13 protein-coding genes are annotated in these 13,151 nt (G+C 66.2%); 6 read left to right on the top strand and 7 right to left on the bottom strand.

Annotated elements, in window-relative coordinates; all coding sequences use genetic code 11:
* Window positions 1-12 precede the first annotated feature (12 nt).
* The gene (locus AZKH_RS03065; protein ID WP_015434274.1) at window positions 13-597 is read left to right on the top strand and encodes an ACP phosphodiesterase; all 585 of its coding nucleotides are present in this window, start codon (window positions 13-15) and stop codon (window positions 595-597) included.
* Window positions 598-612: 15 nt separating this feature from the next.
* Here AZKH_RS03065 and AZKH_RS03070 read toward each other — a convergent pair whose 3' ends face one another.
* The 4 genes from AZKH_RS03070 to AZKH_RS03085 form a co-directional block, all read right to left on the bottom strand.
* A complete protein-coding gene (locus tag AZKH_RS03070) occupies window positions 613-966 on the bottom strand; it encodes a hypothetical protein (protein WP_015434275.1) in 354 nt (117 codons plus the stop codon).
* A 162-nt stretch (window positions 967-1,128) separates the two neighbouring features.
* A complete protein-coding gene (locus AZKH_RS03075) occupies window positions 1,129-1,761 on the bottom strand; it encodes an LUD domain-containing protein (RefSeq protein WP_015434276.1) in 633 nt (210 codons plus the stop codon).
* On the bottom strand, window positions 1,758-3,164 hold the full coding sequence (locus AZKH_RS03080) for a LutB/LldF family L-lactate oxidation iron-sulfur protein (protein ID WP_015434277.1): 1,407 nt from the start codon (window positions 3,162-3,164) through the stop codon (window positions 1,758-1,760). The genes AZKH_RS03075 and AZKH_RS03080 overlap by 4 nt, the downstream gene beginning before the upstream one ends.
* Window positions 3,164-3,949, bottom strand: a complete 786-nt coding sequence (locus AZKH_RS03085) for a (Fe-S)-binding protein (RefSeq protein WP_015434278.1) — start codon at window positions 3,947-3,949, stop codon at window positions 3,164-3,166. Before AZKH_RS03085 ends, AZKH_RS03080 begins: the two co-directional genes overlap by 1 nt.
* Before the next feature lie 239 nt (window positions 3,950-4,188).
* On the opposite strand from AZKH_RS03085, the gene AZKH_RS03090 reads away from it, so the two are divergent.
* Entirely contained in the window at window positions 4,189-4,590 is a 402-nt protein-coding gene (locus tag AZKH_RS03090; RefSeq protein ID WP_041655852.1) for a DUF2784 domain-containing protein, read from the top strand.
* Here the strand turns inward: AZKH_RS03090 and AZKH_RS27435 are convergent.
* Entirely contained in the window at window positions 4,587-4,763 is a 177-nt protein-coding gene (locus AZKH_RS27435; RefSeq protein WP_015434280.1) for a hypothetical protein, read from the bottom strand. The genes AZKH_RS03090 and AZKH_RS27435 overlap by 4 nt on opposite strands.
* Before the next feature lie 116 nt (window positions 4,764-4,879).
* On the opposite strand from AZKH_RS27435, the gene gcvA reads away from it, so the two are divergent.
* The 4 genes from gcvA (at window position 4,880) to AZKH_RS03110 (ending at window position 9,874) form a co-directional block, all read left to right on the top strand.
* Window positions 4,880-5,848, top strand: a complete 969-nt coding sequence (gene gcvA, locus AZKH_RS03095) for a transcriptional regulator GcvA (protein ID WP_015434281.1) — start codon at window positions 4,880-4,882, stop codon at window positions 5,846-5,848.
* 134 nt (window positions 5,849-5,982) lie between these two features.
* Entirely contained in the window at window positions 5,983-8,142 is a 2,160-nt protein-coding gene (locus AZKH_RS03100) for a YgiQ family radical SAM protein (RefSeq protein ID WP_041656767.1), read from the top strand.
* Window positions 8,139-8,732, top strand: coding sequence for a 1,6-anhydro-N-acetylmuramyl-L-alanine amidase AmpD (ampD, locus tag AZKH_RS03105; RefSeq protein ID WP_231874459.1), 594 nt, complete (start codon window positions 8,139-8,141; stop codon window positions 8,730-8,732). The genes AZKH_RS03100 and ampD overlap by 4 nt, the downstream gene beginning before the upstream one ends.
* Before the next feature lie 404 nt (window positions 8,733-9,136).
* Window positions 9,137-9,874 (top strand): transglycosylase SLT domain-containing protein, encoded by a 738-nt coding sequence (locus AZKH_RS03110; RefSeq protein WP_015434284.1) that lies wholly within the window; start codon window positions 9,137-9,139, stop codon window positions 9,872-9,874.
* Window positions 9,875-9,895: 21 nt separating this feature from the next.
* On the opposite strand, the gene AZKH_RS03115 is transcribed toward AZKH_RS03110, so the two are convergent.
* Window positions 9,896-11,056 (bottom strand): pyridoxal phosphate-dependent aminotransferase, encoded by a 1,161-nt coding sequence (locus AZKH_RS03115; RefSeq protein WP_015434285.1) that lies wholly within the window; start codon window positions 11,054-11,056, stop codon window positions 9,896-9,898.
* 132 nt (window positions 11,057-11,188) lie between these two features.
* Window positions 11,189-13,036 carry a phosphoenolpyruvate carboxykinase (GTP) gene (locus AZKH_RS03120; protein WP_015434286.1) on the bottom strand — a complete coding sequence of 616 codons (1,848 nt, stop codon included), beginning with the start codon at window positions 13,034-13,036 and terminating at the stop codon, window positions 11,189-11,191.
* Between the last annotated feature and the right edge of the window lie 115 nt (window positions 13,037-13,151).

Raw genomic sequence — 13,151 nt, forward strand, 5'->3', positions numbered from 1 at the left:
GGAGCCTGGGCCATGAATTTCCTCGCGCATGCCCTCCTCGCCGGCGACGCGCAGGCCGATCAGCTGGGCGGGCTGATCGGCGATTTTGTCAAAGGCCCGCTTCCCGCCGGGCTGCCGGACGACGTCGCCGCGGGCGTACGGCTACATCGCGAGATCGACGCTTTCGCGGAGACCGAGCCGGCTTTCCGGCGCAGCCGTGCCCGCGTCTCGGCAGAGCGCCGCCGCGTCGCCGGCGTGATGGTCGACATGTTCTACGACCATTTCCTCGCGCGCCACTGGTCGGACTTCCATCCCGAGCCGCTGGAGGTGTTCACGGCGCGGATGTACCGCCTGATGTCCGAGCACGGCGAACTGCTGCCGCCCCGCCTCGCGGCGATCCTGCCGCGGATGCGTGAATCCGACTGGCTGGGGAGTTACGAATCGCCGGAGATCATCGCGATGGCCCTGGATCGCATGGCGCACCGCCTGTCCCGCGCCAACCCGCTGACGGGCAGCGGTGCGGAACTGTTGGCCGACTATGCCGGCTTCGAGGCGGATTTCCGGGAGTTCATGGCCACTGCGCGGGCGTTCGCGTCACACCGGCGCAGCGTGCGTTGAGGAAGGCTTGTCCGCTCAGCGCAGCGGGATGACCAGCGGCGGGATATCGACGCCGATCGTGATCGCCGGGTCGCGTCGATAGACGCGCGGCGCGTAGACCGGCACTGCCGGGGCATAGACCGGGGCCGGCGCGTAGAACTCGACCGGGCGCTCGTAGTAGCGGTATTCGCGCACGACCGGGCGGCGCTCGATGATGCGTTCGCGGATGACCACGCGTTCGCCGTCCCGATCCCAATGCTTCTTGTAGTGCCCGTAGTGGTGGCCGCGATCGCCCCAATCGTCGTCACGGTCGGCGTGGGCAGGGATAGCGGCGAGCATCGCGCCGCCGGCGAAAATGGCTGCAAGCAGTTTGAATGCGTTCGATTTCATGGTGAAGTCTCCTGACTGGCTGGACATGCCGCTTTCGGCATTGCTGTCCTCCTGTCCGATTAAACGCGACTTCTACCGGATTGTTGGCATGAAGTTGTAAGGGAATCCTGCAAGTGGCAGGCCCGGCGCGCGTCTTCATGCAACGCGCGCCGCGCCGATGCCTCACCCGACGAGGATCACGTGTACGCGCCGCGGACCGTGCGCGCCGAGCTGGATCGTCTGCTCGACGTCGGCCGTGCGCGAGGGGCCGGAGATGATGTTGGTCGCGCGCGGCATGCCTTCCGGACGGGCACGCAGCAGCGCCCACGCTTCCTCGAAGTGGCCGACGATCGCGCCAACATCGAGCACGACGACGTGGTCGTCCGGCACGAAGTTGTGCGTGATCGGGCTGTTCGGGCCGGAGGCCATCATCAGACTGCCCGGCTCGGCGATGCCCGCGAGGGCCTGCGACACGGCCATCGTCTCCGTGACGCCGGCGGGACTGTGGTGGATTTCGAGGGTGGCCGGCCAGGCGAGATCCTTCAACGCGGCGCCGACCGCGGCGCGGGCAGGCAGCCCTTTCGCGGCACGGTAGGCTTCGACGGCGGCAGGGACGTCGGCGCGGGTCGCGACGCGTTCGATGGTGCCGGCGCGGCTTTCGAATTTGCGCATTAAGCGCGCGACCAGGTCTTCGTTTTGCGCGGGACGGGTGTGCCGCGGGACGCGGGCATCGAGTTCGGCGCGTTGACCGTCGTCGAGCGGACCGCGCTTCAGCGCGGTACGGACGGAGTTCAGGATTGCGTCACGTGCGTTCATTTCTGGCCTCGCTTGCCTTGCCACAGTTCGAGGAAGGTGCGCCCGGCCGGAGCCGGCAGGTCGCGCACGTCGGTCCAGCCGCTCGCGAGCGGCAGGCGGCGGATGCTGCCATTCTTCGCGATCGCCGACAGGAAGCGCGCGCCGACCTGTTCGAGCGCGTGATAGAGCTTCGGCCGCGTTGCAACATAGCGCCACACTTTCAGCGCGCGTTTCTGCATCGCCGGCGTGATGTCCTGCTGGTGTTGCATGTGGCGCAGTTCGCGCAGGAGATCCGGGAGCGGGATCTTGACGGGGCACACCGACGCACAGCGGCCGTTCAGCGTGCACGCATTGGGCAAGTCGTAGGCGTTGTCGAGACCCTTGATCAAGGGGGTGAGCACCGAGCCCATCGGGCCGGGATAGACCCAGCCGTAGGCGTGGCCGCCGACCGCACCATACACCGGGCAGTGGTTCATGCACGCACCGCAGCGGATGCAGCGCAGCATGTCCTTGAAGCGTCCGGCGAGCATCTTCGAGCGGCCGTTGTCGACGAGCACGACGTGGTATTCCTCGGGGCCGTCGAGGTCGTCCGCGCGGCGCGGGCCGGTCGAGATCGTCGTGTAGGTCTCGGTCTCCTGGCCGGTCGCGCTGCGGGCGAGCAGCCGCAGGAAGAGTGTCGCATCGTCGAGCGTGGGCACGACGCGCTCGATGCCGGAGGTCACGATGTGCACCTTCGCGAGCGTCTGCGTCAGATCGCCGTTGCCTTCGTTCGTGACGATGATCGACGAGCCGGTCTCGGCGACGAGGAAGTTGCCGCCGGTGATGCCGACGTCGGCGCGGAAATACTTGTCACGCAGCACCCTGCGCGCTTCATTGACGAGGTCGGCGACCTCGGTCTTGCGCGGTCCGCCGTGCGCCGCTTCGAAGAGGTCCGAGACCTGGTCCTTGGTCTTGTGCACGGCCGGCGCGATGATGTGCGACGGCGGCTCGTGCGCGAGCTGGATGATGTATTCGCCGAGGTCGGTCTCGACGACTTCCATGCCGTTCTCGATCAGCGCCTCGTTGAGGCCGATCTCCTCGGACACCATCGACTTGCCCTTCGTGACGGTCTTCGCATCGACACGCTTGCAGATGTCGAGGATGATCTTCCGCGCCTCTTCCGCGTCGCGCGCCCAATGCACGTGGCCGCCGGCCTTCGTCACCGCCGCCTCGTAGCGTTCGAGGTAGTGATCGAGATTGTCGAGGATGTGGTTCTTCGTGTTCTTCGCTTCCTCGCGCAGCTGCTCGAACTCCGGCAGCTCCGCTGCCTGCTGCGCGCGCTTGCCGACGAAGCCGCCGCGCGCCTTGCCGAGCGCCTGCTGCAGGCTCGCGTCGTGGATCGCGAAGACCGCGCGGTCCTTGAATTCCTTCGAGCGGATCTCCATCAGTCGGACTCCTTCGTGGCGCCCGCGAGCCCCGGGCCGTCGGCGAGGCCGGCGAGCACTTCGGCGGTATGGAAGACCTTCACCGGCGCGTGGATGCGCTTCAGGCGCCCGGCGATGTTCATCAGGCAGCCGAGATCGCCGCCGACGACGGTGTCGGCACCGGTGGCGAGGATGTTCCTGACCTTGTCCTCGACCATCTTCTCGGAGATTTCCGGGTACTTCACGCAGAAGGTGCCGCCGAAGCCGCAGCACACCTCGCTGTCTTCCATCTCCTTGAGCTTCAGGCCCTCGACCTCGCCCAGCAGCGTGCGCGGCTGGCCCTTGATGCCGAGGCCGCGCAAGCCCGAACAGGAGTCGTGGTAGGTGATCGTACCTTCGTAACGCGCCTTGCTTTCGGTCGCGCCGAGCACGTCGGTGAGGAAGGACAGCAGCTCGTAGCTCTTCACCGACAGCGCCTGCGCGCGCGGCAGCCACACGGGGTCGTCCTGGAACAGTACCGGGTAGTCGTGGCGGATCGTCGCCATGCAGGAACCGGAGGGGCCGACGATGTAATCGTAGTCCTCGAAGGTCGCGATCACCTGGCGCGCGAGCGCGCGGGCCGCGTCGTAGTCGCCGCTGTTGTAGCCGGGCTGGCCGCAGCAGGTCTGGTTCGCCGGCACCTCGACGATGCAGCCGGCGTCTTCGAGCAGCTTCGCCGCGGAAAAGCCGACGTTCGGCCGGAAGACGTTCATCAGGCAGGTGGCGAACAATCCGACGCGGGGCCCGCGAATGGGCGTTTCGGTCATGAGGGAGGTCTCCGGTTCTTGTTCGGGATAGGGTGGCGCGATGGTATCAAGCCCCGCCCAGCCTTGCGGCGAGCGATTTTCAGGTCCCGGATGAGCTCGATTCATCTCACTGGCAGCTTAGGACAAAATCTTGTGCGACGGCCATTGGGGGCACCCACGATGCAGCGGTGGCCATGCTCTATGCTGCGGAGGGAGCGGGGATTTCGTTCGTGAGGAACGCAGACTGGGGAGGCAAACCGATGTTCGAACGCGTTGCCGCCGACGTGGTCGTGTTGATCCACGCTGCATTCATCGTGTTCGTCGTCGCGGGCGGACTGCTGGTGCTGCGCTGGCCGCGCGTGGCGTGGCTGCATCTGCCGGCTGCCCTGTGGGGCGCGACGATCGAAATTGTCGGGGGAATCTGTCCGCTGACGCCGCTCGAGAACGCACTGAGGCGGGCGGCGGGAGAGTCGGGGTACGCGGGAGGTTTCGTCGAGCACTACCTGCTGCCGCTGATCTATCCCGCGGCACTGACGCGCGAGCTTCAGCTGGGACTGGGGCTCGGCGTCATGCTCTTGAATGTGCTGCTGTATGGGGTCGTCGCAACACGCCGGCAAAGGAGGAGGAGAGAAAACCGGCGCGGCGACGACGGTAAAGCTTAGTGGGGCAGGGGGTGGCGCGGTCCCAGCAGGTGAGCGACTACGGCGCGTTTGACGCGGGTCGCGAGTCGCTTTGCGGCCTGAAAACCGTCTGCGATCATCTGGCCGAGGGCTTCATTGCGCAGGCGCTGGGCTTCGCGGATGCGGTCCTGGCAGAAGACGTAATTCGTGTCCATTGTGTGGCTCCTTGAGACGTTGTCCCGTCATGTGGGTACGGCCGCCAATGTAATTTCTTTGTTGCATTGCAACAAACGATCGTTCATCATGCGATGGCTTAGAAAATCTCATCCATATGTCCGGTCGTCTTCCCCCACTGAATGCGCTGCGTGCCTTCGAGGTCGCCGCGCGCCACCTGAGCTTCAAACTCGCCGCCGAAGAGCTGTCCGTCACGCCGACCGCGATCAGCCACCAGATCCGCGGGCTTGAGGGCGATCTTGGTGTGCCGCTGTTCCGCCGCCTGACGCGGGCGCTGGAACTCACGCCCGAAGGCGAAGCAATGCTGCCGAAGCTGCGCGAGGCGATGAGCGCGATCGCCGCGTCGGTCGAAACCGTGCGTGCGATGCGGCCGGTGAGCCGGCTGTCGGTCGTGGCGCCGCCGTCCTTCGCGTCGCGCTGGCTCGTGCCGCGGCTGCAGGGCTTTGCCGAGCGGCATCCGCAGGTCGAGCTTCATCTGGCAAGCGCGACCAAGGCGATCGACGGCGTCGAAGCCGGCGGGCTCGGCATCGACTCGCCGACCACGCGCAGCGAAGGGGCGCAGCTGTGGATCCGCTTCGGTTCCGGCCGCTACCCCGGCTACCGCAGCGAGCTTCTCGTCGAACCCGAATACACGGCGGTCTGCAGTCCTGCGCTGTTGCGCGCGAAGTTGCCGCTACGCGAGCCGTCGGACCTGAGACGGCACACGCTGATCCACGACGACACGGTGCCGGACACGCGCGAGCGGCCGACCTGGCCGGAATGGCTTGCGGCGGCCGGGGTCGCCGACATTCGCCCCGCGGGCGTGCACTTCGGCGACTCCGGACTCGCCATCGCCGCGGCGCTCGACGGACTCGGCATCGCGCTGCTGTCTAAGCCGCTCGTCGCCGCCGAAGTCGCGGCGGGCCGGCTCGTCGTGCCCTTCGACGTCACAGTGCGACGGCGCTTCGCGTATTACCTCGTCACGCAGGACTCGGTGCCCGATGTCTTGCCGATCGCCGCCTTCCGTACCTGGCTCCTCGGCGAGGTGCGCCGCGACGCGGACCTCGTCGGCATGCGGCACGCCTGACGTGCTCCTCATCGATTTGAACCGAACGACGGCTGTGGCCTCTTAGTACAATGCCCGCGACAATGAAAACCGATTCCCCCCCCAATATCTTTGCTGCCTCGCGTCCGCCGGCCCACCCCGCCCCCTTCCTGCCGATGTCCCGCGCGGAGATGAAGGCGCTCGGCTGGGACGAGTGCGACGTCGTGCTCATCACCGGCGACGCCTACCTGGACCATCCGAGCTTCGGCATGGCGCTCGTCGGGCGGCTCCTCGAAGCGCAGGGCTTTCGCGTGGGCATCCTCAGCCAGCCGGACTGGAAGAGCGCCGAGCCCTTCCGTGCGCTCGGCAAGCCGCGTCTCTTCTTCGGGATCACGGCCGGCAACATGGATTCGATGGTCAACCGCTACACCTCCGACCGCAAGATCCGCTCCGACGACGCCTATACGCCGGGCGCCGAAGCGGGCAAGCGACCCGACCGCGCGGTGACCGTCTACGCCCAGCGCGCGCGTGAAGCCTTCCCGGACGCCAACATCGTCATCGGCAGCATCGAAGCGTCGCTGCGCCGCATCGCGCATTACGACTACTGGTCCGACAAGGTCCGCCGCTCGGTGCTGCCGGATTCGAAGGCGGACTTGCTGATCTTCGGCAACGCCGAGCGTGCGCTCGTGGATCTCACGCATCGCCTCGCGGCCGGCGAACCCATCGAATCGATCCGCGACCTGCGCGGCACGGCCTTCATGGTGAAGCCTGGCTGGCTGCCGAACGACGAATGGAGCGAGATCGATTCGCTCACGCTCGATCGCCCGGGCCACATCGACGCGCATCCCGACCCCTACGCAATGGAAGCCGAGAAGGCCGCCGCGCCTGCTGCGGAAGGCGCCCAGCCGGTACGGATCGTTCCCGCGGCCGAGCGCGTCGCCGCCCGCAAAGCCGCCCGCGGCAAGACCGTCGTGCGCATGCCGTCCTACGAGGCGGTCGTCGCCGACCCCGTGATGTACGCCCACGCCTCGCGCGTCTTCCACCTCGAATCGAATCCCGGCAACGCCCGCGCGCTGGTGCAGGCGCACGGCGAAGGCCCGGGGCGCCGCGACGTGTGGCTCAACCCGCCGCCGCTGCCGCTCACCACGCCCGAGATGGACTTCGTCTACGGCCTGTCCTACGCCCGCAAGCCCCATCCGTCCTACGGCGACGCGCGCATCCCGGCCTGGGATATGATCAAGTTCTCGATCAACATCATGCGCGGCTGCTTCGGCGGCTGCACCTTCTGCTCGATCACCGAGCACGAGGGGCGCATCATCCAGAGCCGTTCCGAGGAATCGATCCTCCACGAGATCGAGGAAATCCGCGACAAGACGCCGGACTTCAAGGGCCATATCACCGACCTCGGCGGCCCGACCGCGAACATGTACCGCATGGCCTGCAAGGACAAGAAGATCGAGACCTCATGTCGGCGCCTGTCCTGCGTCTATCCGGGCATCTGCGAGAACCTGAAGACCGACCACGCGCCGCTGATCTCGCTCTATCGCAAGGCGCGCGAGCTGCCCGGCGTCAAGCGTGTGACGATCGGCTCCGGCCTGCGCTACGACCTCGCCGTGCGTTCGCCCGAGTATGTGAAGGAACTCGTCACGCACCACGTCAGCGGCCTGCTGAAGATCGCGCCCGAGCACACCGAGGAAGGGCCGCTCTCGAAGATGATGAAGCCGGGCATCGGCACCTACGAGAAGTTCGCCGAAATGTTCGAGAAGTACTCCGCGCAGGCCGGCAAGAAGCAGCACCTCGTGCCTTACTTCATCGCCGCGCACCCCGGCACGACCGACGAGGACATGGTCAATCTCGCGCTGTGGCTCAAGCGCCAGGGCTTCAAGCCCGACCAGGTGCAGACCTTCATGCCGACGCCGATGGCGATGGCGACGACGATGTACCACAGCCGCCGCAACCCCCTGCGCAAGGTGTCGGCGGACTCCGAGATCGTCGAGACCGCACGCGCCGGCAAGGTGAGGAAGCTGCACAAGGCGCTGCTGCGCTGGCACGACCCCGAGAACTGGCCGCTGATCCGCGAGGCCCTGCAGCACATGGGGCGCAACGACCTGATCGGCAACGGATCGAACTGCCTCGTACCGCGCCACCAGCCCGGCGTGCCGCTCGCTGCCGGCGGTCCGCAAGCAGCGGCACACCGTTCCGGCGCCGGCTCGCGCGTGACGACGGTCGGAAAGGCGAGCCGTGACGGCCAGCCGTCGAAGGCGAGGCCGTGCAGCCGCAGCAGTCGGCCGGCCGCCGACGGGAAGCCGGCACGTACGGCGAAGCGCCGCGCATGAGCAGCCGGATGGCCGGCGAAGGGGCGACGACCGTCTTGCGCGACGGCTGGCTCGATGCGGCCGAGTCCTGCCCCTCGCCGAACTTTGACGCCCGTCCGGAAGGCACGGTCGTGAACCTGATCGTCGTGCACGCGATCAGCCTGCCGCCCGACGAATTCGGCGGCCCCGGCGTACAGCAGCTTTTCACCAACTCGCTGGATCCGGCCGCGCATCCGTACTACGCGACGATCTGCCATCTGCGCGTGTCGGCGCACTTCTTCATCCGTCGCGACGGCAGCCTGATGCAGTTCGTGTCGACCGACGAGCGTGCCTGGCACGCCGGCGCCTCGCGCTGGCGCGATCGCGAACGCTGCAACGACTTCTCGATCGGAGTCGAGCTCGAAGGCTGCGACACGATGCCTTTCGAGCCCGCGCAATACGATTGCCTCGCCGCCCTCGTACGGGACCTGTGTTCGCACTACCCGATCGAGGCCGTTACCGGGCATTCGGACATCGCTCCGGGCCGGAAAACCGACCCCGGCCGCTGTTTCGACTGGCCCCGTCTGCGTCGCTTGGCGGACGTTTCGGGCCTCCACTGCGGGCCTCTTTGAACGGCGTTTCAAGGTCCATTTCACCTTTTGTGACAATTCCGCTGTTTCCTGTACTGGCGCGGTTTCGGCAAGATTCGTTGCCCGTTTGAGGCCCTCAGGACGCAGTGTTCTCCCAAGCGGGATTGACCAAACTCAAAGGAATCAATACAGTAGAGCCGTTGCTGCGATGCAGCAATAAATTTTGACTATTGGATTGCGGGAGCAGCGACCGGTCTTCCCGAGGCTGGAGCCGTTGCAGCGACACCGGCAGCACGTGTCGCGACAACCCCGCAGGGCACGCTGTCAGGTTGCGCTCGCGTGCTCGACCAACCACTGAAGACGGGTTTCTTCGATCACCGGATACCCATCCGGCGGAGCCTTGTGCGCCGCAGATCGACGAGGCTGGCGTCGCAGCAGGAGGAACCATGACTCAAGCAACTCCTTCAGGCCGCTTGCTGGATGGCGCGGCCGCGTTCTTAGTTCATTTCGTGCACGGCGGTGTGGTGTTGGCGGCATTTCTTGCGCTGGCCTGTGTCGCGACCCAATACATTCACCAGGAGCCTTTGAGCTACGACGACCTCCAGGCCGCGGAGGAAGAAACATCGGCCACCGTTGCACCCGTCGCCACACCCGCGGCGCCAGCCGCCGAGCCCTTAAAGCAGCAGCACGCTGCAGCGCGCCTTACCGGCGAAATGACGCGCGTTCGGGATTTCGTCGCCCGGCAGTACAAGGTGTCGACCCACACGCTCGAGCCGATGCTTGCCGCAGCCGAGACAAGCGGCCGCAAGCTCGGCATCGATCCCCTGCTGATCGTCGCCGTGATGGCGATCGAATCGAAGTTCAACCCCTTCGCGGAGAGCAGCATGGGCGCCCAAGGGTTGATGCAGGTCATCCCGCGCTTCCATCTCGACAAGATCGGCAAGGGCGCGGGGGAAGGCGCGCTGTTCGATCCGATGCTCAACATCCGCGTCGGCACCCAGGTACTGGTCGAGGGGATGAAGCGATTCGGCAGCATGCAGACTGCGCTGCAGTACTACGGTGGTGCACTCGACGACCCCGATGCAAGCTACGCCAACAAGGTCTTGGCGCTCAAGCGCCGCTTGACGACCGCCGCCGAGCGGACGGCGGCCGAGCGGCAACAAGCGCCCGCATCCGGCGCCTGAAGTCCTCAGCCCCTTAAGCCCTTACGCCCGCATGCGGGCGATGCGTTCGACCGCTTCGATCAGCCGTTCCTGGCGGGTCGTATAGGCGATACGGAGGTGGCGCCGTGGCTGGTTGTCGCCGAAATCCAGCCCCGGTGTGGCCGCGACGCCGGCTTCCTCGATCAGGCGCTGGGCGAAGCGCTCGCTGTCGTCGGCGAAGGGTGAGATGTCGGCGTAGATGTAGAACGCGCCCTGCGGCTCCGCTGCGACGATGAAGCCTTGTTCGCGCAGCGCGGGCAGCAGCGTGTCGCGGCGCTCGGCGAACTCGTGGCGGCGCCCTTCGAGGATCTCGATCGTCGAAGGGGCGAACGCCGCAAGAGCCGCGTGTTGCGCCGGCGACGAGGCGGAAATGAAGAAGTGCTGCGCGAGCTTCTCGATCTCGCGTACGTAGGCTTTCGGCGCGACCAGCCAGCCGAGGCGCCAGCCCGTCATGCCGAAGTACTTCGAGAAGCTGTTGACGACGAACACGTCGTCCATCGACTGCAGTACGGTGCTCGACGGCACGCCGTAGGTGAGCCCCTGGTAGATCTCGTCGACGATCAGCGTGCCCGAACGCGCCTGCACTGCCGTGCGCAATGCCGCGAGCTCGGCCTGGTCGAGCAGCGTGCCGGTCGGGTTTGACGGACTTGCGACGACGAGGCCGCGCGTTCGTGCGGTCCAGGCGGCGGCGACGTGATCGGGGGTCGGCTGGAAGCGCGTGTCGGCATTGACCGGCAGCGCGCGCGCCACACCTTCGAAACTGCGCACGATATGGCGGTTCGACGGATAACCCGGATCGGGGAGCAGCCATTCATCGCCGGGGTCGGTCGTCGCGGCCAATGCCAGCATCAGCGCGCCCGACGCACCGGGCGTCACGATGATGCGTTCGGGTGCGACATCGGCACCGAAACGGTCATGGTAGAAGCGTGCGATGGCCTCGCGCAGCTGCGGCAGCCCCAGAGCCGCGGTGTAATGGACATCCCCAGTTGCGAGAAAGCGCGTCGCCGCATCGATCATCGGCTGCGGCGTCGGAAAATCCGGTTCGCCGACTTCCATGTGAATGATGTCGCGCCCCATCGCTTCGAGTTCGCGCGCGCGTCGCAGCAGTTCCATCACATGGAAAGGCTGGATTTCGGCGGTGCGGCGGGCAAGATGCGGCGTCATGGAGAGTCCTCGCAAACGGGCTTGATGAAATTGTAGGGGGTAGAAAAAGCAAAAGCGCCGAAGATTCGGCGCTTTTGCAGCGTTTGTCGGCCGGCTGCCGGCGTCTGCCGGCGGCCAGGCTCGCGGCTCAGCTTACAGCGACAGGGCGAGCTCGAACATCTCGCGCTTGAGCGTGAGCTGGCGCGGCAGGCGATCCTGCAGCTTGTCGAACCATTCCTTGTGCAGGGAGAGTTCGGTCTTCCACGCGTCCGCGTCGACCGTGGTCAGCGCGTCGAACTCTTCCTTCGTCACGTCCGAGCCGGTCCAGTCGATGTCCTCGAACTTCGGCATCCAGCCCAGCGCGGTTTCCTTCGCACCGATGCGGCCGCGCACGCGGTCGACGATCCACTTCAGGACGCGCATGTTTTCGCCGAAGCCCGGCCACATGAATTCGCCGTTCTCGTTCATGCGGAACCAGTTCACGCAGAAGATCTTCGGCGTGTGCTCGACCACGTGGCCCATCTTCAGCCAGTGGTTGAAGTAGTCGCCCATGTGGTAGCCGCAGAAGGGCAGCATCGCGAACGGGTCGCGGCGCACCACGCCCTGCGCGCCAAAGGCGGCGGCGGTCGTTTCCGAGCCGAGGGTCGCGGCCATGTAGACGCCGAAGTTCCAGTTGAAGGCCTGGTAGGCGAGGGGCACGGTGGTCGCGCGGCGGCCGCCGAAGATGAAGGCCGAGATCGGCACGCCGGCGGGATCTTCCCAGTTCGGGTCGATCGACGGGCACTGGTTCGCCGGAGCGGTGAAGCGCGAGTTCGGGTGGGCTGCCTTGCGGCCGGTTTCCTTCGCGATCTCGGGCGTCCAGTCCTTGCCCTGCCAGTCGATCAGGTGAGCGGGCGCCTCCTTGCTCATGCCTTCCCACCACACGTCGCCGTCGTCGGTCAGCGCGACGTTGGTGAAGATGATGTTTTCCTTCAGCGTCGCCATCGCGTTGTAGTTGGTCTTTTCCGACGTGCCCGGGGCCACGCCGAAGAAACCCGCTTCGGGGTTGATCGCGTAGAACTTGCCGTCCTTGCCCGGCTTGATCCAGGCGATGTCGTCGCCGACCGTGTAGATCTTCCAGCCGTTGAAGGACTTCGGCGGGATCAGCATCGCAAAGTTGGTCTTGCCGCAGGCCGACGGGAAGGCCGCCGCGACGTAGGTCTTCTCCCCTTCGGGCGACTCGACGCCGAGGATCAGCATGTGTTCGGCGAGCCAGCCTTCGTCACGCGCCATCGTCGAGGCGATGCGCAGTGCGAAGCACTTCTTGCCGAGCAGCGCGTTGCCGCCGTAGCCGGAACCGTAGGACCAGATTTCGCGCGTCTCGGGGAAATGCACGATGTACTTGGTGTCCGGGTTGCACGGCCAGCGCGAGTCCTTCTCGCCGACGCCGAGCGGGGCGCCGACCGAATGCACGCAGGGCACGTACTCGCCGTCGGTACCGAGGATGTCGAACACGGCCTTGCCCATGCGGGTCATCGTGCGCATGTTGGTCACGACGTAGGGGCTGTCGGAGATCTCGATGCCGATATGGGCGATCGGCGAACCGAGCGGGCCCATCGAGAACGGGACGACATACAGCGTGCGGCCCTTCATGCAGCCCTTGAAGAGGCCGTTGAGGGTCTCGCGCATCTTCGCGGGCTCTTCCCAGTTGTTCGTCGGGCCGGCGTCGCCCTTGTCCTTCGAGCAGATGAAGGTGCGGTCTTCGACGCGCGCGACGTCCGACGGGTCGGACCATGCGAGGTAGGAGTTCTTGCGCTTTTCCGGATTGAGCTTGATCAGCATGCCCGCTTCGACCATTTCGGCGCACAGGCGGTCATATTCCTCGACCGATCCGTCGCACCAGTAAACCCGTTCGGGTTCGGTCAGTGCGGCGATCTCCGCGACCCACTTCTTCAGGCCTTCATGGCGGACATAGGCGGGTGCAGAGGCGATGACGGCCTCGGCGGAACAGCGTTGATTCATGGCTAAAAGCTCTCCAGATAGCACAAGCGAAACCAAGTCCCGACAGGTGAGCGTGCAGCCGCGCTTCCCGCGGGGGTGACGGGTCTTTGGACCTCTTGTTGCGTCCGTATTGCGG

It is taken from the genome of Azoarcus sp. KH32C (genome assembly GCF_000349945.1).
In the GTDB taxonomy this organism is placed as follows: domain Bacteria; phylum Pseudomonadota; class Gammaproteobacteria; order Burkholderiales; family Rhodocyclaceae; genus Aromatoleum.

Excerpts from the sequence above, each read along its gene's own strand:
- AZKH_RS03085 (WP_015434278.1), bottom strand. The coding sequence starts at position 3,949 with ATGACCGAAACGCCCATTCGCGGGCCCCGCGTCGGATTGTTCGCCACC.
- AZKH_RS03075 (WP_015434276.1), bottom strand. The coding sequence starts at position 1,761 with ATGAACGCACGTGACGCAATCCTGAACTCCGTCCGTACCGCGCTGAAG.
- AZKH_RS03080 (WP_015434277.1), bottom strand. The coding sequence starts at position 3,164 with ATGGAGATCCGCTCGAAGGAATTCAAGGACCGCGCGGTCTTCGCGATC.
- gcvA (WP_015434281.1), top strand. The coding sequence starts at position 4,880 with ATGTCCGGTCGTCTTCCCCCACTGAATGCGCTGCGTGCCTTCGAGGTC.
- AZKH_RS03110 (WP_015434284.1), top strand. The coding sequence starts at position 9,137 with ATGACTCAAGCAACTCCTTCAGGCCGCTTGCTGGATGGCGCGGCCGCG.
- AZKH_RS03070 (WP_015434275.1), bottom strand. The coding sequence starts at position 966 with ATGAAATCGAACGCATTCAAACTGCTTGCAGCCATTTTCGCCGGCGGC.
- AZKH_RS03100 (WP_041656767.1), top strand. The coding sequence starts at position 5,983 with ATGTCCCGCGCGGAGATGAAGGCGCTCGGCTGGGACGAGTGCGACGTC.
- AZKH_RS03090 (WP_041655852.1), top strand. The coding sequence starts at position 4,189 with ATGTTCGAACGCGTTGCCGCCGACGTGGTCGTGTTGATCCACGCTGCA.
- AZKH_RS03065 (WP_015434274.1), top strand. The coding sequence starts at position 13 with ATGAATTTCCTCGCGCATGCCCTCCTCGCCGGCGACGCGCAGGCCGAT.
- ampD (WP_231874459.1), top strand. The coding sequence starts at position 8,139 with ATGAGCAGCCGGATGGCCGGCGAAGGGGCGACGACCGTCTTGCGCGAC.
- AZKH_RS03120 (WP_015434286.1), bottom strand. The coding sequence starts at position 13,036 with ATGAATCAACGCTGTTCCGCCGAGGCCGTCATCGCCTCTGCACCCGCC.
- AZKH_RS03115 (WP_015434285.1), bottom strand. The coding sequence starts at position 11,056 with ATGACGCCGCATCTTGCCCGCCGCACCGCCGAAATCCAGCCTTTCCAT.
- AZKH_RS27435 (WP_015434280.1), bottom strand. The coding sequence starts at position 4,763 with ATGGACACGAATTACGTCTTCTGCCAGGACCGCATCCGCGAAGCCCAG.